This is a genomic window from Roseovarius conchicola (assembly GCF_041403425.1).
GTDB classification, from domain to species: domain Bacteria; phylum Pseudomonadota; class Alphaproteobacteria; order Rhodobacterales; family Rhodobacteraceae; genus Roseovarius; species Roseovarius conchicola.
This window is the reverse complement of the sequence record NZ_JBGEHK010000001.1, coordinates 1-19845: the sequence shown is the minus strand read 5'-3', so window position 1 is coordinate 19845 and position 19845 is coordinate 1. Positions and strand designations below refer to the sequence as shown.

Here is a 19845-nt window from a genome sequence, read left to right as displayed (position 1 = left end):
ATCGCCCATGTTCCAGCTTCCCTTTCCCGTCCGTGATGCCAATGCCGGGTCCGGCTCGGACAACCTGGGCGATCTGCCCGAATGGGATCTGAGTGATCTCTACACCGGCGAGGACGCGCCCGAGCTGAAACGTGATCTTGATTGGCTGGAGAAGGCCAGCGCGGATTTCGCCGCCGATTACGAAGGCAAGCTGGCCGATCTGGATGCGGCGGGCCTGTTGGAGTGCATCCTGCGCGATGAAAGGATCAGTACGGTTGCCGGGCGCATCATGTCCTTTGCGGGCCTGCGCTATTACCAGCTGACCACCGATGGCGAACGCGCCAAGTTCCTGTCGGATTGTCAGGAAAAAATCACCAATTTCACCACCCAACTGGTGTTCTTCTCGCTGGAACTGAACCGGCTGGACGAAGACGCCCTGAATACCATGTACGCCGAAAACGCGGACCTCAAGCGCTACAAACCCGTGCTGGACCGCATCCGCGCGATGAAACCCTATCAATTGTCCGACGAGCTTGAAAAATTCCTGCACGACATGGGCGTTGTCGGCGATGCCTGGGAACGACTGTTCGATGAAACCATCGCGGGCCTCACCTTTACCGTTGAGGGTGAGGAAATGGGGATCGAGGCGACCTTGAACCTGCTCACCGATCAGGACCGTTCCAAACGCGAAGCGGCCAGCCATGAACTGGCCCGGGTCTTTGGTGAAAACATCAAGATTTTCTCGCGCGTGCACAACACCGCCGCCAAGGAAAAGGAGGTGGTCGATCGCTGGCGCGGCATGCCCACGGCCCAAACGGGTCGGCACCTCAGCAACCATGTCGAACCCGAGGTGGTCGAGGCGCTGCGCAACGCCGTGGTCGACGCCTACCCCAAACTGAGCCATCGCTATTACGAGCTGAAGCGTAAATGGCTGGGTCTGGATCGCATGCAGGTCTGGGACCGCAACGCGCCGCTGCCGATTGAAGACAGCAAGATTGTCGATTGGGCCAGCGCCGAAGACATGGTGATGGAGGCCTACACCAGCTTTGATGCGCGCATGGGCGATCTGGCCAAACCGTTCTTCAGCGATGGCTGGATTGATGCAGGCGTCAAACCGGGCAAGGCTCCGGGGGCCTTTGCGCATCCCACCGTGACCGATGTGCACCCCTATGTGATGCTGAACTACCTCGGCAAACCGCGCGATGTGATGACTTTGGCGCATGAGCTGGGCCACGGCGTGCATCAGGTTCTGGCCGCCGATCAGGGGGAGTTGCTGGCCTCAACCCCGTTGACCCTGGCCGAAACCGCCAGCGTGTTCGGCGAAATGCTCACCTTCCGCAAAATGCTGGATGGCGCCGCCAATCCGCAAGAACGCAAGGTGCTTTTGGCCGGTAAGGTCGAGGATATGATCAACACGGTGATCCGCCAGATCGCCTTCTATGATTTTGAGTGCAAACTGCACGACGCCCGGCGCGCGGGCGAATTGACGCCCGAGGATATCAACGCCCTCTGGATGTCAGTACAGGCCGAAAGCCTTGGACCGGCGTTTGATTTCATGGAGGGGTACGAGACCTTCTGGGCCTATATCCCGCATTTCGTGCACTCGCCCTTCTACGTCTATGCCTACGCCTTTGGCGACGGCTTGGTGAACGCGCTTTATGCGGTTTACGAAGAAAACCCCGAAGGTTTTCAGGAAAAGTATTTCGAGATGCTGAAAGCTGGTGGATCAAAGCACCATAAAGAGCTTTTGGCCCCCTTCGGTCTTGATGCCTCGGACCCCAAATTCTGGGACAAGGGGCTGAGCATGATTTCAGGCTTCATCGACGAATTGGAAGCGATGGAGGACTGATCTCCACCCTCCTGAACATGAAAAGGGCGCCTCAACCGGGCGCCCTTCTTTTTAGGTAAAAGACCCTTAGATCAGTCGATCTTGGGCAACAGCGACGAGACGGAATCCTTCGCATCGCCATAGAACATCCGCGTGTTCTCTTTATAGAACAGCGGGTTCTCGATGCCCGAATAGCCTGTGCCCTGCCCGCGTTTGGACACGAACACCTGCTTGGCTTTCCAGCATTCCAGAACCGGCATTCCGGCGATGGGGCTGTTGGGATCGTCCTGTGCCGCCGGGTTCACGATGTCGTTCGAGCCGATCACGATCACCACGTCGGTGTCCGGGAAATCCTCGTTGATCTCGTCCATCTCCAGCACGATGTCATAAGGCACGCGCGCCTCGGCCAGCAGCACGTTCATATGCCCCGGCAGACGCCCGGCAACGGGGTGGATGGCGAACCGAACCTCTTTGCCCTTGGCGCGCAGTTTGGTGGTCAACTCAGACACGGCCTGCTGGGCCTGCGCCACGGCCATACCATAGCCGGGGATGATGATGATGCTTTGCGCCTCATTGAGGGCCGCGGCAACGCCATCTGCCTCGATGGCCACCTGTTCGCCTTCCACGGCCATCTGCTCACCCGCAGCGCCGCCAAAGCCGCCCAGAATGACCGACACAAAGGACCGGTTCATCGCCTTACACATGATGTAAGAAAGGATCGCACCTGACGAGCCGACAAGCGCGCCGACCACGATCAAAAGGTCATTGCCAAGCGAGAAGCCGATGGCCGCCGCCGCCCAGCCGGAATAGCTGTTCAGCATGGAGACCACGACGGGCATGTCGGCCCCGCCAATACCCATGATCAGGTGATAGCCGATGAACAGCGCCAGCAGCGTCAGCATCACCAGCGTCCAGCTGCCCGATCCCGAAAGATACATGATCGCGAACAACAGGGACAGGCCCGCGGCAGCCGCATTCAGAAGATGTCCGCCGGGCAATTGCTTGGCCGCGGAATCCACCTTGCCAGCCAGTTTGCCATAGGCGATGACCGAACCGGTGAAGGTCACGGCACCGATCCAGATGCCAAGCATCAGTTCGACCCGAAGGATATTGATCTCAACAGAGGTCTTCTTGGCAATCAGCTGCCCGAAAGAAGACAGCTCACCATAGATCGCGGCAGGCAGGCCGATGGCGGTGTACCCGCCCTCTTTCACGGCGCCCAGCACGAGGTTATTCTCGGCAAATAGCGTGCTCATGGTGTTGATCATGATGTCGGCATTGAAGCCCACGAAGACGGCAGCCAGACCCACAAGCGAGTGCATGATCGCCACCAGTTCGGGCATTTGCGTCATCTGCACGCGGGTGGCCAGCTGATAGCCTACTGCGGCCCCTGCCGCGATCAGGATCAGCGAGAGCAGCCACAAACCCGAACCCGGACCGATCAGCGTGGCCAGCACCGCAATCGCCATACCGGCAATGCCGTACCAGACCGCGCGTTTCGCGCTTTCCTGCCCCGACAGACCGCCGAGGCTAAGGATGAAGAGAACAGCGGCAACCGCATAGGCCGCAATGGTAAATCCGAAATCCATGTCTCAGGCCCCCCTTACGATTTCTGGAACATGGCGAGCATGCGCCGTGTCACGAGGAAGCCGCCGAAAATGTTAATCGAGGCCATGAACACCGCCAGGATCGACAGCAATGTGATCAGGAACGAGCTGGATCCGATCTGGATCAACGCCCCCAGAATGATGATCGAAGAGATCGCGTTGGTCACCGCCATAAGCGGCGTATGCAATGAATGCGCCACGTTCCAGATCACCTGGAAGCCGACAAAGACCGACAGCAGGAAAACGATAAAGTGCTGCATGAAGCTGGCCGGGGCAACAAGGCCAATCAGCAGCACAAGCAACCCGCCTGCAACCAGAAGACCGACCTGAGTCATTGTCTGTTTCTTGAACGCGGCCACTTCTTCGGCGCGTTTTTCCTCGGCGGTCAGTTCCCTTGGCGCTTCTTTCTTGGGCTGCGCCGCAATCGCCTGCACCTTGGGCGGTGGCGGCGGGAAGGTCACGTCGCCCGCATGGGTCACGGTGGCCCCGCGGATCACGTCATCTTCCATGTCATGCACGATCACGCCGTCTTTTTCCGGTGTCAGATCGGTCATCATGTGGCGAATATTGGTGGCGTAAAGCGTCGAGGATTGCGTCGCCATACGGCTGGGGAAATCGGTGTAACCAACGATGGTCACGCCATTATCCGTGACGATTTTCTCGTCCATTACGGTCAGTTCACAATTGCCGCCTTTTTCCGCCGCAAGGTCCACAATGACCGATCCGGGCTTCATCGCCTCGACCATATCCTTGGTCCACAGCACGGGGGCGTCCCGGTTTGGGATCAGGGCCGTGGTGATCACGATGTCGATATCCGGCGCCATTTCGCGGAACTTGGCCAGCTGGGCTTCGCGGAACTCGGGGCTTGAGGGGGCTGCATAGCCGCCCGTCTCGGCGCCATCGGTCGTGTCCTCGTCAAACTCGAGGAACACGAATTCGGCACCCATCGATTCAATCTGCTCGGCCACTTCGGGGCGCACATCGAAGGCATAGGTGATCGCACCCAGCGACGTTGATGTACCGATCGCAGCAAGACCAGCAACACCCGCACCGACGATCAGAACCTTGGCCGGGGGCACTTTGCCGGCGGCTGTCACCTGACCGGTGAAGAAGCGGCCAAAGTTGTTACCCGCCTCGATCACCGCGCGGTAGCCCGCGATATTGGCCATCGAGGACAAGGCGTCCATCTTCTGCGCCCGCGAAATACGCGGCACCATTTCCATGGCCACAACCGTCGCGCCTTTCTTGGCTGCCGAGGCCATCTGCTTTTCATTCCCACCGGGATTGAAGAAAGAAATCAGGGTCTGACCATCGCGCAACCGCTTCAGCTCGGTATCAACCGGCGGGCGGACCTTGGCCACCACATCAGCAGCTTTCCAGAGCGCGGCAGCGGTTTTGGCGATCTCGACACCAGCCGCCTTGTAATCGGCATCCGAAAATCCGGCCAGGGCACCGGCGCCTGTCTCGATGATGCAGTCATGGCCCAGTTTTTGCAGCTGCAGCGCGCTGTCGGGCGTCATCGCCACGCGGGCTTCGCCCTCCGCCACCTCTTTGGGTGTTCCGATCTTCATTGCTGTCCCCCTCTTTTGGGTGCCGCTTGGGCGGCGTCAGATATCGTTCAGGTGCAGAACGGTTGTCCTACCCCGCAGATCGCGCAAGGTGCAAGAGGATGTCGCTGCGACGTGAGCAAATGTCGCATTATAGAGACGCCACCCGTCAAACCCAACGCCGTACCTTGCGTTCATACTTTGCAAATTCGGCCCTGAACGCCTGTCTCATACGGGTTTCCTCGGGTTCGATAAAGCGTTTTTCCAGTATCCACAGGAATACCGGGACCAGCGGTAGGGACAAAACCGCGTCCCAGCGCAGGATCAGCCCCATGAGGATCAGCACATCGCCCAGATAGATCGGGTTGCGTGTCCGGGTAAAGATACCAGAGGTGATCAGGCGCTCGGGTGTGTTGTGCGGCACCACCGTGGTGCGATGTTTGCGGAATTCCATGAATGCCAACAACGCCAGAAGGATACCACCGCCCACAAGCAGCCCACCGACGAAATCTGCCCAAGCGCCCAGCGCCAGACCGAATGTCAAATAGCTGGATTGCAGCCAGGCCAAGACCACGAAGAAGGCCAGCCAGACGGGGGGCATGTCGATCCATTTCATAAGGCATCTCTCCGAGGTCGGGTCAGGGCGGAAATTACAGATTTTCCACTTCATTTTCTGACCCGGAACACAAGGGCCGCGCAAGAGGCGGCATTGTCGCGCCTTGCTGTGTCGCCTAGCATATGATGCACAAGACCACCGGCGGCACTTTCGCAGGCCCCGTCCAAAGCCAAAGCAGGATCCACCTTATGACCCGCGACGAATTCAACAGCTTTTGCGCCACGCTCAAGGCCACCACCCATGTGGTGCAATGGGGCAATGCGGATGTATGGAAAGTGGGCGGCAAGGTGTTTGGCATTTGCGGGTGGAACAAGGGCAAAGACGCGTTCGTCTTCAAGGCCAGCCCCCTGGCCTACGAGGTTCTGCAGGATCAGCCGGGCATTCGCCCCGCTCCCTATCTGGCCTCGCGCGGCATGAAGTGGTTGCAGGTCTACGATGATCCGGGGCTGTCGGATACCGAATTGAAAGAGCACCTGATCGCTTCCTACGAGATGGTCGTCGCCAAGCTGACCAGGAAACTGCGCGCGGAATTGGGATTGACCGCATGAGCAACTTTGCCGCCACCAAAGCCCTGTTTCATCTGCCCGAGGGGGTGACCTATCTCGATGGCAACTCGTTGGGCCCCCTGCCCCTGGCGGCCACCCAGCGGATGAACAACGTGATGCAGGAGGAATGGGGCGAGATGCTGATCACCGGCTGGAACAAGGCCGGGTGGATGGCCCAACCCACCCGCGTTGGCGACCGGATTGCCCGGCTGATCGGGGCCGAGCCGGGCCATGTGGTGATGGGCGACACCCTGTCGATCAAAGTCTATCAGGCACTGGCCGCCGCCCTTTCCATGCGCCCCGACCGGCGGGTGATCCTGAGTGATACAGGCAATTTCCCGTCCGATCTGTACATGGCCCAAGGGCTGATCACCGCGCTGGACAAGGGTTATGAGCTGCGCACCGTCTCCCCGCACGAAGTGGAGGCAGCCATCACCGAAGAGGTGGCCGTGCTGATGCTGACGCAGGTCGATTACCGCACCGGGCGGATGCATGACATGGCGCACCTGACCGCGGCGGCCCATGCCGTGAATGTGGTGACCGTCTGGGATCTGGCCCACAGCGCCGGTGCGGTCGAGGTTGATCTGGCCGCGTGCAACGCCGACTTCGCAGTGGGCTGCACGTATAAGTTCCTCAATGGCGGGCCCGGGGCCCCGGCGTTCATTTATGTGACCCCCCGCCATGCCGAGACGGCACGTCCTGCCCTGTCTGGCTGGTTGGGGCACGCCGCCCCGTTCGCTTTTGAGCAAGGCTATCGCGCCGGAAACGGCATCGAGCGGATGCGGGTGGGCACCCCACCGGTGCTGGCAATGGCGGCGCTGGAGGCCGCGCTGGATATCTGGGATCAAGTCGAGATGGCGGATGTTCGAGCGTGTTCAATCGCACTGTCCGAGGCGTTCATTGCCCATATCAAGGCTGCTTGCCCCAAGTTGCATCTGGCCTGTCCGAGTGACCCCGCGCTGCGCGGATCTCAGGTATCCTTTCATTTCGATCAGGGTTATGCCGCGATGCAGGCCTGCATTGCGCGAGGCGTGATCGGCGATTTCCGCGCGCCCGACATCATGCGCTTTGGCATCACCCCGCTTTACCTGGATGAAGGCGACATCGCCCGCGCAGCTGATGTGGTGACAAAAGTCATAAATGATGGGCTTTGGGACCGCCCCGAGCACCACCAGCGCGCTCAGGTGACGTGACAAAGCGTTCTATACGTTTAAAAAACGGTTCTTAACCGATTTTCAGGTCATTTATGACAGACTTCTCCATCAGCGACGACGATGGAGATGTTGAAGATGGGCGGCAAAGGCAATCTCATAAGGGTCTTGGTGGCCATTCTTCTTCTCGCCTTGCCAGCCGTAACCCTAAGTATTCTCAGCAATTATTACGATGCACCCTATCTGCAGCCTTTGGATTTGACAGCAGAAGGCCTTGCCGCCGCCGGATCGGGAACAAGCGGAACAGGGCTTGCCAGAATTGATGTGCAGGTGGGTTGGGGGCGCGATTGGACGGGCAGCCTGACCCAGACACGGCTGCGCGAGGTAATCACCACCACGTTGGAAGCGCAGACAAAACTCTATAGCTTTGATTTTGAAGACATTCCCGGCGAACAGATCGACGTGACCTTCGTTGTTGGCCGAAACGTCTATGGCCCCTTTGAGCCAGGGCAGATGGTGACCGGCATCAACTCGGCGCTGATCGCTTTGAAAATGACCAACGGGCCAGAATGGTAACGCAAAACTCTCCCTGAAGTTGATGGCCATTCACCACGCTCTACCCCGCCCCAATATCACCTGAATTCATCGAAAATTTGCCTAAAACGCGCTGTTTTGCGGCCCAGAAGCGTTTGTATCCATTTTGGAAACGATCTGTGCGCGGACGCAACAAGCACAGGCAAAAAGCAGCAAAGACCGCTGAACGAAGGATGGAACAGACAGGCCGTACGGCCCGTCAGGCAGGAGTAGTACAGTGCCAACAATGGTCTCAGGTCTGGGAGGACCAGCAGGATTTGGTGAGAACGTTTATTCGACATCGCCCAAAGCAGCGGGCGGCGTCGATGACGGCTCGGTCGAGATTGACGTCACATCGGTTTTCGGACCGGGCGGTATCAACTTCTTTGGCACCAACTACACCGAGATTTACCTCAATTCCAACGGCACGATCTCGTTCGGAACCCCCTTCACCGACTTCAACACCACCGATTTGACGGCGGAAACCACGCCGATGCTGGCGCCGTTCTTTGCGGATGTGAATGTCGCCTCGGGCGGCGAGATTTACTGGGATATCGACCCGGTCGCGGGCACGATCATCATGACATGGGATTCCGTCGCCCCCTTCTCGGGCAGCGGCACCAATTCGTTCCAGGTGGTTCTCACCGACAATGGCGGCGGCGATTTCACCGTTGAATACATCTATGAAGACATCCAGTGGTCAGGCAGTGCAGGCGGCGATGTGGCCGATGTCGGCTGGACCGACGGAGGGGCCAATGATCAGTTGTTGGACGGGTCGGGCGATGCCACAGAACTGCTGAACTACGAAACCAATGATTTCGGCAACAGCGACCCAAACGGCACGTTCGAGATTGATTTCGCAGGCGGCGTTCCCCAATTCCCCGATGGTCTTGTCGAAGGCTCGGACGGAAATGACACGATCGACGGCAGTTTCGGCGGAGATCCCGAAGGCGATGTGATCGATGGCGGCGATGGCACCGGCGTCGGCGGCAACGCTGACGAAGTCTATGGCGGTGAGGGCGATGACAGTATCGCCTCGGGCTTGGCCGATGACACGGTTGTCGGGGGCGGCGGCGATGACACGATCGAAGGCGGGGATGGAAATGACAGCCTGGCGGGGGATAATAACGGCGTCACCTCGACCAGTGAATCACTGAACTGGAGTGCCGCAGGCGCAGACGAGGCCGATATCTCGGCCGGGTTCACGCAAGACACCGGCGGGATGGAAGTTTCGGTCAGTTTTTCTGACGACGGCGACAATAACGCCACGTTCACCGTCGAAAGCAGCGATACGCAGTTTGTCCCTGTGGGCGAGCCCTTCAGCACCACCTCAAGCGTGGCCCTGTTTGGCGATGGTGACGCGGCCACGTCGACCACCACGATTGCGTTTTCCGGCAGCGTCGACAGCGGGCTGGAGGATGAGGTCGAGAATGTCAGCTTCGCGATCAACGATGTTGACAGCTTTGCAGGCAACCATATCGATACGGTCACCGTGCTCGCCTTTGACGCAGATGGCAATCCGGTCACGGTCACTCTGACACCGCAAGGCGACGACACGGTGTCGGGCGACACCATCACCGCCGGGGGCGCGCTGGACGATCCCAATGATGCCAATGGCTCGGTCCTGGTGGAAATCGCCGGACCGGTTTCGGAAATCCAGATCATCTACACCAACGGTCTGACCGGCACACACGCAATCAACATCACCGATATACATTTCGACACGATCCCCACCGCCGCGGGCAATGACAGCATCGATGGCGGCGCGGGCAACGATACCCTTCTGGGCGAAGACGGTGATGACACGCTGATTGGCGGCACCGGCGATGACAGCATGGAAGGCGGTGCCGGTGATGATCTGTTCACCGTGGCCGAAGGCGACACCGCCCTGGGCGGCGATGGGTCTGACACCTTTGTTCTGACCGATCTTGGCGAGACAGGCAGCGGCACGATCAACATCACCGGCGGTGAAGGCGGCACAGATGTCGATACGCTGCAACTGACCCCCGATGTCACCCTGGCCGACATTACCTTTACCGACACCAATCCGGATGATCTGGCGGGTTTCTTCACCCTGGCCGACGGAACGGTGGTGACCTTTGACGAGATCGAAAACATCATCTGCTTCACCCCCGGCACAATGATCCTGACCGAAACAGGCGAGCGCCCGATTGATACCCTGCGGATCGGCGACCGGGTGATCACCCGCGATCACGGGGCGCAACCTCTGCGCTGGATCGGCCAAAGCCATGTACGTGGGGACGGTCGGTTTGCCCCGGTCGAGGTGGCTCCTCATATGCTGCCGGGCGCAAAGCGATCCCTGCTGGTCTCGCCACAGCATCGCTTTGTCTTTGGCGGATACCAGAGCGAGCTGTATTTCGGCGACCCCGAAGTGATGGCCGCCGCCACCCATCTTGAAGATGGCATCAATGTCTGGCGCAGCCCCCGCGCGTTGGTGACGTATATCCACCTGGTGTTTGACGCCCACGAGGTGATCTTTGCCGAGGGCGCAGCCACTGAAAGCTTTCATGTCGGCACCATGGGCCTGTCGGCCATCACCGGCGCTGTGCGTAAGGATCTGTTTCATCACATGCCGCATTTGCGTGCCGACCCGACAACCCACGGCCCCACCGCACGCCGTATACTGAAGGCCCACGAGGCCCGGCTTTTGATCCCGGCGCCGCAAGACATCGCTCAGGCTGCCTGAGAATTACGACGGAACATGAACAGACCAACCAAAGCTTTCAGCATCTTGGCGGATCAAACGCGGCCTTGCCTTGCAAAGCCCCCCAAACCGGCATTCGACCAAAACACTTTCGTTTTCCACCAGACGCGTTAGACCTTCAGGCACCGCAAGTTTTGGGGCAATGCGATGGAACCGTCCTGCATAAAGGTGACCGGGCTGAAGAAATCCTACTGGGTTCATCAGCGCAAGGAAGGGTTCCGTCAAAGCCTGAAATCCCTGCTGCACCGCCCCAAGACCGAGGTTGAGGCGGTCAAGGATATCTCGTTTTCAATCGGCAGCGGCGAAATTGTCGGGTTTCTGGGGCCCAACGGTGCTGGTAAAACCACCACGCTCAAGGCGCTGTCAGGCCTGCTCTATCCGACCAGCGGCAGTATCAAAGTGCTGGGACATACCCCGCAAGCACGCGATCATGATTTCCTGCGCCAGATCACCCTTGTGATGGGGCAGAAACAGCAACTGATCTGGGACTTGTCTGCGGCGGACTCCTTTCAGTTGAACAAGGTGATCTACGACATTCCCGAACAGCGGTACCTCGACACGCTGGGGCGGCTGACCGAGATGCTGGGCATTGGTGATGTGCTTTACAAACCGCAGCGGTCTCTGTCGCTGGGCGAGCGGATGAAGTGTGAGTTGGCCGCGGCGATGCTGCACAGCCCGAAAGTGTTGTTTCTGGATGAACCGACCATCGGCATGGACATCAATGTGCAGCAAAACGTGCGTCAGTTCGTGGCCGATTATCGTTCAGAATTCGGCGCGACGGTTCTGCTGACCTCGCATTATATGGCCGATGTAACCGCCCTTGCCGATCAAATACTGGTGATCGACGAAGGGCGTTTGATTTTCGAGGGCAATGATCGTGACCTGACGCAACAGTTCAGCAACACCAAACTGCTAAGCCTGCAATTTGCGACACCCATCGGCACCGAGGCGCTGGCCGAATATGGAGACATCAAACATATCAATGGTCTAAAGGCCGAAATTTATGTAGATCGTGACGCAATCAGCAGCATATCGGCGCGGCTGCTGAATGACCTGCCTGTCGCCGATATCTCGATCGCCGAAGTGCCGTTCGAGGATGTGCTTGGCCAGTTGTTCAACACCGCGCGAGACGGATCATGAAAGGGTCCTCTGCTTCTATCCGGCACTCGGGTCTTCGCAAATTCCGTGCCCTTCTTGCGTTTTACAGCACCGAGTTCTCCAACTACCGCGCCGAGTTCGTGATTTACCTGATCGGCGGCACGCAGCCCCTGATCATGTTGTTCATCTGGGTCACGCTGAACACTTCCGGCGCGCTTGAGGGCGATTACAGTTCAGGGCATTTCATCTGTTACTTCCTGTTGATCTACGGGGTGCGCAACTGCAACGCGATGTGGTTCACCTGGGCGCTGGATCAGGAAATCCGCGAGGGAGACCTGTCGTTCAAGCTGCTGCGCCCGGTGCATCCCTATTGGAACTATCTGGCCTATCAACTGGCCGATAGTGTTATCCGCGTCCCCCTGATGATGATCTTTCTGGTCGCGGGCATGATCGCCACCGGGGCTTATTCCGAACTGTTGGTGTCGCACCTCCCCTTCGCTCTTCTGGCGCTGCTGGGCGGCATGGCGACCCATTTCTACGCGAACTTCCTGATGGGCACCCTGTCCTTCTGGATGGAACGCACATTGGGCATCGAGATGATGTATTACACGCTCATGCTTTTGCTGGGCGGGGCCATCATCCCGATCGAGTTCTTCCCCGACACGGTTGAAGCCGTCATCAGGTGCACGCCCTTTCCCTACATCCTCGGCTTCCCTGTGGATGTCGCCATGGGCAATCTAAGCGCAGGTGAGATGCTGCGCGGATTCATCCTGCAAGTTGGATGGATCACCGGCATCGGCCTGCTGGGCCGTCATTTGTGGATCAGGGGCACCAAAAACTACTCCGGAGCAGGCGCATGATGACACCGCTGCGCCTGATCCGACAGTTTTTTACCAATGCCCTGCAGATCGAGATGGAATACCGCGCTGAATTTTTCGTCAGCGCGCTCAATTCCATGCTCGCTTTCGGGTCCGGATTCCTGGTGCTCTACGCGATCTTCCACAACGTCCCCACGTTGGGCGGCTGGGCGTTCGAAGAGGGGCTGATCCTGTTTGGCGTTTTCCTGATCATTGAAGGCTATATCGCGATGATCCTCAAACCCAATCTCAGCCGCATATCAGAATACATCCGGCTGGGTACGATGGACTTCATCCTGCTCAAACCCATCAACAGCCAGTTTTTCGTCTCGTTCCGCTTTGTGAATATCTGGGCCTTTCCCAGCCTGATCACCGGCTTTGGCCTGGTCACCTACGGCATGTGGGCGCTGGATGTGCTGAGCCTGCTTAACCTGGCGCAATTCACCCTGATGCTGATCCCTGCCCTGATCATCGTCTACGCCATCTGGTGCGTGCTGAACACCACGGCCTTCTGGTGGACCAAGGTGGAAAACATCAACCTGATGTTCCGCGCATTTTTCGAGGCCGGGCGCTTCCCGGTGACCGCCTATCCGGGCTGGCTGAAGGTGGTTCTGACAGTCATTGTCCCTGTGGCCTTCATGACGACAGTCCCGGCGCAGGCGGCATTTTCAGGCCTCAACCTTCACATGACCATCACAGGCTGGATCATCGCCATCGTCGCCCTTGGGATCAGCCACCTGTTCTGGCGCCTCGCGCTGGCGAGTTACGCAAGCGCCAGCAGTTAGCCCCCGGCCACGGCCAAAGACGGCTGTGATTGCCCGCCATCGGCCCAGGCCCGTGCCGCATCGCCAAAGGCGTTGAACAACGGGCGGCTGACCGGGTCATTGGCAGCGTTCCATTCCGGATGCCACTGCACTGACAGGGTAAAGCCTGGGGCACCCTTGATGTAAATAGCCTCAGGCGTGCCATCCGGCGCATGCCCGTCGATCACCACGTCCCTGCCGGGTTCAGTAATCCCTTGCCCGTGCAACGTATTGGTCAGCACTTCTTCTGCTCCCAGCAGCCGGTGAAATACACCGCCCGGGGTAAAGCGCACATTGTGGCGCAGGGCAAAGCACTCTTCCAACGTCCCATCGGGGGGCATGCGGTGATTGTCGCGCCCCGGCAGATCACGGATCTCGGGATGCAGCGTGCCGCCCATCGCCACGTTCACCTCCTGAAAACCGCGGCAAATGCCAAAGAACGGCTGTCCGCGTTCCACGCAGGCGCGCACCAAAGGCAGGGTGATCGCGTCGCGGGCACGGTCAAACGCACCATGCGCTTCGCTTTCGGCATGTCCATATTCTTCGGGATGGACATTGGGCCGCCCGCCGGTCAGCAGGAATCCATCGCAGGTTTCAAGCAACTCGTTCACGCTGACATAGCGCGGATCAGAAGGAACGATGAACGGCATGCAGCCTGCAACCTCGGCCACGGCCTCGGAATTCATCGTGCCACCGGCATGAACCGGATAGCGATCATCCATCTCGTAACTGTTGCCGATGATACCAATGACCGGACGGGACATACGCAGGGACTCTCCTGTTGTTTCGCTACACATAATGATGCGAGAACCTTAAGAAAACCTGCTTCAGCGCACAACCTGTCGCGCTATGATGCAGAACTGCCCCGGCGACGGCGGCACACATCCGAGCAATAGCGCACCTCATCCCAGACCTTTGCCCATTTGCGCCGCCACGTGAATGGGCGTCCACAAGCAACGCAAAGCTTTTGCGGCATATCCGATTTCTTGCGCTGTTTCGGCATGTTGGCTCCATGTCTTCATCTGTGGCCCATAGCTAGGGCATTTCATCGCGGGGCAAAGCCTCCACCGCCGTCTTGCAAGCCCGCAAGCATCCACCTAACGTCTGCCCGAAACCCGCATCAGCAAAGGCCACCCTCATGAAAGACGCCGCTCCGCAGACTATCTATCTGGCCGATTACACACCGCCTGCCTTTCTGGTCGACAAGGTCCACTTGACGTTTCAGCTAAATCCAGAAAAAACACGTGTTCTAAGCAGGATAGAGTTCGCTCCTAACCCCGATAGCTATGTGCGTGATTTCTTTTTACACGGCGAAGACCTGACCCTGATCAGCGCCAAGATCGATGGCGCATCCGTCACGCCGGAATTGGTCGAAGGCGGGCTGCGCTGCGATGTTCCTGATGCCCCGTTCGTCTGGGAAGCCGAGGTCGAAATCAACCCCGCCGCCAACACGGCCCTTGAGGGGCTATATATGTCCTCGGGCATGTATTGCACGCAATGCGAGGCCGAAGGGTTTCGCAAGATCACCTATTACCCCGACCGCCCCGATGTGATGGCCGTCTTTGATGTGCGGATCGAGGGTGATCTGCCGGTGATGCTGTCCAATGGCAATCCCGGCGCATCCGGTGATGGCTTTGCGGAATGGCATGATCCCTGGCCCAAACCGGCTTATCTGTTTGCGCTGGTGGCGGGCGATCTGATCAACCATCCCGACCGCTTCACCACCGCGTCGGGCCGCGATGTTGAACTGAACATCTGGGTCCGACCGGGGGATGAGGACAAATGCGCCTTCGGTATGGAGGCCCTGAAGAAATCCATGCGCTGGGATGAAGAGGTCTATGGCCGCGAATACGATCTTGATCTGTTCAACATCGTCGCCGTGGACGATTTCAACATGGGCGCGATGGAAAATAAGGGGCTGAATATCTTCAATTCCTCCTGCGTTCTGGCCAGCCCCGAGACCAGCACCGATGCCAATTTCGAGCGGATTGAGGCGATCATCGCACATGAGTATTTCCATAACTGGACCGGCAATCGCATCACCTGCCGCGACTGGTTTCAGCTGTGCCTGAAAGAAGGGCTGACGGTATTCCGCGATGCCGAATTTACATCCGATATGCGCAGTGCGCCAGTGAAGCGGATCGAGGATGCCATCATGCTGCGCGGTCGGCAATTCCGCGAGGATAACGGCCCGCTGGCGCATCCCGTTCGTCCGGATAGCTTTGTCGAGATCAACAATTTTTACACGGCAACCGTTTATGAAAAGGGCGCCGAGCTGATCGGGATGCTCAAGACATTGGTCGGCGATGATGCCTATCGCGCCGCCCTTGATCTTTACTTTAAGCGCCACGATGGTCAGGCCTGCACAATTGAAGACTGGCTGACTGTCTTTGAAGAGGTGACGGGCCGCGATCTGACCCAGTTCAAACGCTGGTACGAACAAGCTGGCACGCCACGCGTATCGGTTACAGATGACTTTAAGAACGGCACCTATACCCTTACGTTCAAACAGGAAACGCCACCCACACCCGGGCAGGATGTGAAAGATCCACGCGTGATCCCGATTGCCGTTGGCCTGCTTAATCCCAATGGCGATGAGGTGCAGGAAACCGTTGTGTTTGAAATGGATCAGGCCGAGCAAAGCTTTTCATTCGAAGGTCTAGCAGCGCGCCCTATCCCTTCTATTTTACGCGATTTTTCAGCACCCGTCATTCTGGAACGTGACACCAGCAACGACGAACGCGCCTTCCTGCTGGCCCATGACACCGACCCGTTCAACAAATGGGATGCGGGCCGTGCTTTGGCCCGTGACGGGCTGATCGCGATGATCCGCGATGGTGCGCAGCCCGATCAGGCGTATCTGGATGCCGTGGCTACCATGGCGCGCGACGACAGCCTTGATCCGGCCTTCCGCGCGCTGGCCCTTGGGCTGCCCAGCCAAGACGATCTGGCACAGGCGCTGTTCGACGACGGACACACCCCTGACCCGCAAGCGATCTGGGATGCGCTGGAAACCCTGCGTCAGGCCAGGGCCGAACATATGCAGGATATCACCACACGGCTTTATGCCCAGTATCAGGTCACCGACCCTTTCCAGCCAAATGCCGAACAGGCCGGTGCCCGGGCACTGGCCAATGCCGCCCTTGGCATGATCACCCGTCTTGATGGCGGCGCGCAGGCGCAAAAGCAATATGACACGGCCGACAACATGACCCAGCAATTGGCCGGATTCTCGTGCCTGTTGCAGGCGGGCAATGGCGAGGCGGCGGTGCAGCGCTTCTATGACCAATGGCAACATGACAGGTTGGTCATCGACAAATGGTTCTCGCTTCAGGTGGTCCATGCCCAACCGGATGCAGCCGCAGATGTGGCTGCCCGACTGACCGCCCATCCTGATTTCAGCATGAAGAACCCCAACCGGTTCCGCGCTACGCTGGGGGCATTGGCCATGTCGCCCGCCGGATTCCACCATGCCTCGGGGAAGGGTTACACGCTGCTGGCGGATTGGCTGATCAAACTCGATGCGCTGAACCCGCAAACCACTGCGCGCATGTGCACCGCGTTCGAGACCTGGCGGCGTTATGATGCGGCACGGCAAGCCCTGATCAAGACCCAGTTGGAGCGGATACTGGCGACGCCATCACTCAGCCGGGACACCACGGAAATGGTCAGCCGGATTCTGGGTGGTTAAGCACTACTCGACGGGCATCAGAAGGCTTGTTAAGCCCTTGCCACGACACGGTTTCGGAGACGCATCATGCACATTATAATTGCGGCGATTGGCCTGCTGACCGCCATCTATGTCCTGTTCATCCGTACGCGCAATGCGGGCCATGTGGCCGCTGACCTGACCGATATGGCCAATGATGTGCGCCTTGCCGCACGCCGGTTCGGCTTCAAGCGCCAGACCAATATCCATCCGGTCGAAACCATAGAAGACCCCAAACTGGCTGTTGGAGCCATTGCCACCGCCTTTCTGGAACTGGACGATCTGCCCACCCGTGAACAGCGCGACGCGCTACAATACGCGCTGCGCGATACCTATGACTTGGGCCATCAGCCTGCCGAAGAAATGACCATTTTGGGCCATTGGTTCGTGTCGGAATGCGGCGGGGCGGAACAGGCGGTGACGCGGCTAGCCCGCAAGCTTTACAAGCTGGATGGCGCCAACAGTTTTGATCCGCTCCTCAGCATCCTCAACACCACCATGAGCGCGGGATCGGGCGCTCTGAACCGCGCGCAAGGCAGTGCCCTGGACGAGGTAAAACGCGCCTTTCGGATCAGTTGAGCGATGGCTCTGCCGCTGCTGTCTCAAACGCCGCCGGACGGGATCGCGGGCGGACCGAACTGATCGGTTTGCAATAGGTTTGCGCGCGCATCCAGCGTTTCATGTCGTTGCGTTTCTTCGAACTGTGGAAAGGTCCCCAGTCGGCAGCAACACCGCGCATCCCCTGCGAGACAACCCCATCGCGCCCCACCGTCGTTGTCATGATCCGCAGCGCACAGGAAAGATTGTCCGGCCCATGTTTCAGCGCCGATCCACTACGCGCCCGGCAGCCATAGCCCCGTGCCGTGCCCGGCAGGATCTGAAGCAAGCCATACCACTTGCCTCCACCACCCACCGCGTAAGGCCGGTAGGTGCTTTCATGCTTGGCGAGTGTCGACAAAAGACCAACCCAGAAGGCGCGCCGTCCCTTCGGATTGGCATCCGGATAAGCAGGGCACCAGTCATTGATATCGCGGGGCACAATCTGGGTCAGAGGATTGGCGTGATCCTTCAGCGCCGCCAGCGCCGCACGGGTCCAGAGCTTGGACCCGCTGACATGTTCCCAACGTGTGCGGGGCAGATTGCCGTCGCGCGCAGGTGGTGAAATCCCTTCGCGTGGCGTCTCGATCCCTTCGGCAGAGACTGCAAAGGGCAAAAGAATCACTAAAAAACAGGCAGCTATCCGGATCATCCGGGCATCATCACGGGTTTTAACCATGATTTCAACGCCCCCCTCGGCAACAGTCTATTTCCCGCCGAGACCCTATAGGGGTCATGTTTTGGCCGGAATCCCCCGACAGAATGCCAAGGAAAATGTGTGTTGGAGGATCGATGCCCTCATTTCTTGCCAGGCCGCAGCAAATGTTGCGCCCTCTGATTTCGGATATGGCCGGACGTGCTGCGCCCCGCCTGACGCGGCTTTTGCCGGGACGGCGTGGCCCTGACCTGGATCACCTTTGCAAGCGGGTTATCCTGCCCTCGCTGCCAGTGGCGGACGAGGATATGACCCGTATTGCGATCTGGGAAAAAGGCCGCCGCTTGGTGCGTCAGGATCATTGGGACGAACTGTCACGTCGCGTTCAACTGGCCGATGATGCGCGACTTTGCACGCCCGGCGGCCTGCCCGAGACGATCCTGCTGGCCCTTGGCGCGCATGGCGATGTGGTGGCTGCCGCAACGGACGCGTTGCACGACGGGTGCCCGCCCGAACCCGGCGGGCTGCGGGCACTGGAAGAGGCGCAGGATGAGAGACCGGATGACTATGTTCCGGCATTGGTTGCGGCCCTTGCCCATCTGCGCATCGGTCGCGCATGGCTTGAGACTGGTGAGGCCGCGGGTATGGCCGGGGCCAGCGATGCGCTGCGGCAGGCCAAAGGTCACACCGAAAAAGCAGGCGAGCTGATTGCCTTCTTTGACGCCGAGGATCTGGACGCACCGTCGCTGGCCGCTGCCCGCGCGGCCCTGTCGGAAGGCCCCCCAAACGCGCAAATCCCCGATGGCATGATCAAGGCGTATCGCGATCTGATCACCCTTGATCCGGATTGCCCGCAGCACATGCGTGACTATGGCGCGGTGTTGGCCCGCACATATGGCGATCCTGACCTGCTGGATAACGAGGCTGGCCATGTTGCCGGCCTCACCCGACCCATCTGGGGGGATGGCGGCTATGCCTGGGTCTACCTCGATGCGCTGGCGATTGATCCGAACGCCTTGCTGGCGATTGATCCTGATCGCTTCATCGCTGGCCTGCGCGCCTTGCTGGGCAATCGTTCCAATCAATTCCTCGCCAACGAGATCGCCGCCCTTTGCGCACTGAAAATGGCCCCGGGCGAAGCGCATCCGCACGCCGCTGAAGCCAAGCGCGCTGCCTTGCATGGCTGTCTCGATTGGGTGCTCGCGCAGCACCTGCACGAATTGCATCCCCGTCTCTGGGCCGATACCGAGACGCATCACAGCTTATCCACCCCCCGCCCGGGCCACCGGGCCCTGATCGCGATGGGCCGCAAACGCGCCTTGCAATGCATCGCAGGCTTCTTCGCCGATCAGTTGAGCGATGGCAGTTCGATCGCCTTTTCACCTGCCGGAATGTACCGTCTGCCCGCGTTCTGATGGGCACGGGTCATTTGCTCAGAAGATAAAATCCGAGCTGTCCAGATCGCTGATTTTCACGCCATTGAGCGTGATGGAATTGCCGCCCCCGGTGTCGATCACCACGTTGCCGCCCACCTGCTTGGCCGCGCCCTGGGTTG

Annotated in this window: 17 protein-coding genes; 11 read left to right on the top strand and 6 right to left on the bottom strand. The window is 59.1% G+C overall.

Going from position 1 to position 19845, the window contains the following annotated elements:
- Positions 1 to 7 precede the first annotated feature (7 nt).
- Entirely contained in the window at positions 8 to 1828 is a 1821-nt protein-coding gene (locus V6N02_RS00085; RefSeq protein WP_371223047.1) for a M3 family oligoendopeptidase, read from the top strand.
- Positions 1829 to 1899: 71 nt separating this feature from the next.
- Here V6N02_RS00085 and V6N02_RS00080 read toward each other — a convergent pair whose 3' ends face one another.
- From V6N02_RS00080 to V6N02_RS00070, 3 genes are all read right to left on the bottom strand, one after another.
- Positions 1900 to 3396, bottom strand: a complete 1497-nt coding sequence (locus V6N02_RS00080; protein ID WP_371223045.1) for an NAD(P)(+) transhydrogenase (Re/Si-specific) subunit beta — start codon at positions 3394 to 3396, stop codon at positions 1900 to 1902.
- Positions 3397 to 3410: 14 nt separating this feature from the next.
- Complete coding sequence (locus V6N02_RS00075; RefSeq protein WP_371223043.1) at positions 3411 to 4985, bottom strand: Re/Si-specific NAD(P)(+) transhydrogenase subunit alpha; 1575 nt, start codon at positions 4983 to 4985, stop codon at positions 3411 to 3413.
- A 145-nt stretch (positions 4986 to 5130) separates the two neighbouring features.
- A complete protein-coding gene (locus tag V6N02_RS00070) occupies positions 5131 to 5577 on the bottom strand; it encodes a methyltransferase family protein (protein WP_371223041.1) in 447 nt (148 codons plus the stop codon).
- Positions 5578 to 5765: 188 nt separating this feature from the next.
- On the opposite strand from V6N02_RS00070, the gene V6N02_RS00065 reads away from it, so the two are divergent.
- The 7 genes from V6N02_RS00065 (at position 5766) to V6N02_RS00035 (ending at position 13311) form a co-directional block, all read left to right on the top strand.
- Entirely contained in the window at positions 5766 to 6125 is a 360-nt protein-coding gene (locus tag V6N02_RS00065; RefSeq protein WP_371223039.1) for an MmcQ/YjbR family DNA-binding protein, read from the top strand.
- On the top strand, positions 6122 to 7315 hold the full coding sequence (gene kynU / locus V6N02_RS00060; RefSeq protein WP_371223037.1) for a kynureninase: 1194 nt from the start codon (positions 6122 to 6124) through the stop codon (positions 7313 to 7315). Before V6N02_RS00065 ends, kynU begins: the two co-directional genes overlap by 4 nt.
- A gap of 81 nt (positions 7316 to 7396) precedes the next feature.
- A complete protein-coding gene (locus V6N02_RS00055; RefSeq protein ID WP_371223035.1) occupies positions 7397 to 7849 on the top strand; it encodes a hypothetical protein in 453 nt (150 codons plus the stop codon).
- 244 nt (positions 7850 to 8093) lie between these two features.
- A complete protein-coding gene (locus V6N02_RS00050; protein WP_371224550.1) occupies positions 8094 to 10553 on the top strand; it encodes a Hint domain-containing protein in 2460 nt (819 codons plus the stop codon).
- Between the two features lie 165 nt (positions 10554 to 10718).
- A complete protein-coding gene (locus tag V6N02_RS00045; RefSeq protein ID WP_371223033.1) occupies positions 10719 to 11711 on the top strand; it encodes an ABC transporter ATP-binding protein in 993 nt (330 codons plus the stop codon).
- A complete protein-coding gene (locus tag V6N02_RS00040; protein WP_371223031.1) occupies positions 11708 to 12529 on the top strand; it encodes an ABC transporter permease in 822 nt (273 codons plus the stop codon). The genes V6N02_RS00045 and V6N02_RS00040 overlap by 4 nt, the downstream gene beginning before the upstream one ends.
- Positions 12526 to 13311: an ABC transporter permease gene (locus tag V6N02_RS00035; protein ID WP_371223029.1), complete on the top strand. Its 786-nt coding sequence runs from the start codon at positions 12526 to 12528 to the stop codon at positions 13309 to 13311. The genes V6N02_RS00040 and V6N02_RS00035 overlap by 4 nt, the downstream gene beginning before the upstream one ends.
- Here the strand turns inward: V6N02_RS00035 and V6N02_RS00030 are convergent.
- Positions 13308 to 14093 carry a gamma-glutamyl-gamma-aminobutyrate hydrolase family protein gene (locus V6N02_RS00030; RefSeq protein ID WP_371223027.1) on the bottom strand — a complete coding sequence of 262 codons (786 nt, stop codon included), beginning with the start codon at positions 14091 to 14093 and terminating at the stop codon, positions 13308 to 13310. The two genes, V6N02_RS00035 and V6N02_RS00030, sit on opposite strands and share 4 nt — an antisense overlap.
- An 83-nt stretch (positions 14094 to 14176) precedes the next feature.
- On the bottom strand, positions 14177 to 14305 hold the full coding sequence (locus tag V6N02_RS00025) for a DUF2256 domain-containing protein (RefSeq protein WP_478013480.1): 129 nt from the start codon (positions 14303 to 14305) through the stop codon (positions 14177 to 14179).
- A gap of 162 nt (positions 14306 to 14467) precedes the next feature.
- Between V6N02_RS00025 and pepN the strand changes: the two genes are divergently transcribed.
- Entirely contained in the window at positions 14468 to 17020 is a 2553-nt protein-coding gene (gene pepN, locus V6N02_RS00020) for an aminopeptidase N (RefSeq protein ID WP_371223023.1), read from the top strand.
- A 66-nt stretch (positions 17021 to 17086) separates the two neighbouring features.
- Complete coding sequence (locus tag V6N02_RS00015) at positions 17087 to 17617, top strand: hypothetical protein (RefSeq protein ID WP_371223021.1); 531 nt, start codon at positions 17087 to 17089, stop codon at positions 17615 to 17617.
- Here V6N02_RS00015 and V6N02_RS00010 read toward each other — a convergent pair.
- Positions 17610 to 18314 carry a transglycosylase SLT domain-containing protein gene (locus tag V6N02_RS00010; RefSeq protein ID WP_371223019.1) on the bottom strand — a complete coding sequence of 235 codons (705 nt, stop codon included), beginning with the start codon at positions 18312 to 18314 and terminating at the stop codon, positions 17610 to 17612. The two genes, V6N02_RS00015 and V6N02_RS00010, sit on opposite strands and share 8 nt — an antisense overlap.
- A gap of 143 nt (positions 18315 to 18457) precedes the next feature.
- Here V6N02_RS00010 and V6N02_RS00005 point away from each other — a divergent pair, with 143 nt between their 5' ends.
- Positions 18458 to 19705, top strand: a complete 1248-nt coding sequence (locus V6N02_RS00005) for a hypothetical protein (protein WP_371223017.1) — start codon at positions 18458 to 18460, stop codon at positions 19703 to 19705.
- Positions 19706 to 19845 lie beyond the last annotated feature (140 nt).

Excerpts from the sequence above, each read along its gene's own strand:
- V6N02_RS00085 (WP_371223047.1), top strand. The coding sequence starts at position 8 with ATGTTCCAGCTTCCCTTTCCCGTCCGTGATGCCAATGCCGGGTCCGGC.
- V6N02_RS00080 (WP_371223045.1), bottom strand. The coding sequence starts at position 3,396 with ATGGATTTCGGATTTACCATTGCGGCCTATGCGGTTGCCGCTGTTCTC.
- V6N02_RS00075 (WP_371223043.1), bottom strand. The coding sequence starts at position 4,985 with ATGAAGATCGGAACACCCAAAGAGGTGGCGGAGGGCGAAGCCCGCGTG.
- V6N02_RS00070 (WP_371223041.1), bottom strand. The coding sequence starts at position 5,577 with ATGAAATGGATCGACATGCCCCCCGTCTGGCTGGCCTTCTTCGTGGTC.
- V6N02_RS00065 (WP_371223039.1), top strand. The coding sequence starts at position 5,766 with ATGACCCGCGACGAATTCAACAGCTTTTGCGCCACGCTCAAGGCCACC.
- kynU (WP_371223037.1), top strand. The coding sequence starts at position 6,122 with ATGAGCAACTTTGCCGCCACCAAAGCCCTGTTTCATCTGCCCGAGGGG.
- V6N02_RS00055 (WP_371223035.1), top strand. The coding sequence starts at position 7,397 with ATGGAGATGTTGAAGATGGGCGGCAAAGGCAATCTCATAAGGGTCTTG.
- V6N02_RS00050 (WP_371224550.1), top strand. The coding sequence starts at position 8,094 with ATGGTCTCAGGTCTGGGAGGACCAGCAGGATTTGGTGAGAACGTTTAT.
- V6N02_RS00045 (WP_371223033.1), top strand. The coding sequence starts at position 10,719 with ATGGAACCGTCCTGCATAAAGGTGACCGGGCTGAAGAAATCCTACTGG.
- V6N02_RS00040 (WP_371223031.1), top strand. The coding sequence starts at position 11,708 with ATGAAAGGGTCCTCTGCTTCTATCCGGCACTCGGGTCTTCGCAAATTC.
- V6N02_RS00035 (WP_371223029.1), top strand. The coding sequence starts at position 12,526 with ATGATGACACCGCTGCGCCTGATCCGACAGTTTTTTACCAATGCCCTG.
- V6N02_RS00030 (WP_371223027.1), bottom strand. The coding sequence starts at position 14,093 with ATGTCCCGTCCGGTCATTGGTATCATCGGCAACAGTTACGAGATGGAT.
- V6N02_RS00025 (WP_478013480.1), bottom strand. The coding sequence starts at position 14,305 with ATGCCGCAAAAGCTTTGCGTTGCTTGTGGACGCCCATTCACGTGGCGG.
- pepN (WP_371223023.1), top strand. The coding sequence starts at position 14,468 with ATGAAAGACGCCGCTCCGCAGACTATCTATCTGGCCGATTACACACCG.
- V6N02_RS00015 (WP_371223021.1), top strand. The coding sequence starts at position 17,087 with ATGCACATTATAATTGCGGCGATTGGCCTGCTGACCGCCATCTATGTC.
- V6N02_RS00010 (WP_371223019.1), bottom strand. The coding sequence starts at position 18,314 with ATGGTTAAAACCCGTGATGATGCCCGGATGATCCGGATAGCTGCCTGT.
- V6N02_RS00005 (WP_371223017.1), top strand. The coding sequence starts at position 18,458 with ATGTTGCGCCCTCTGATTTCGGATATGGCCGGACGTGCTGCGCCCCGC.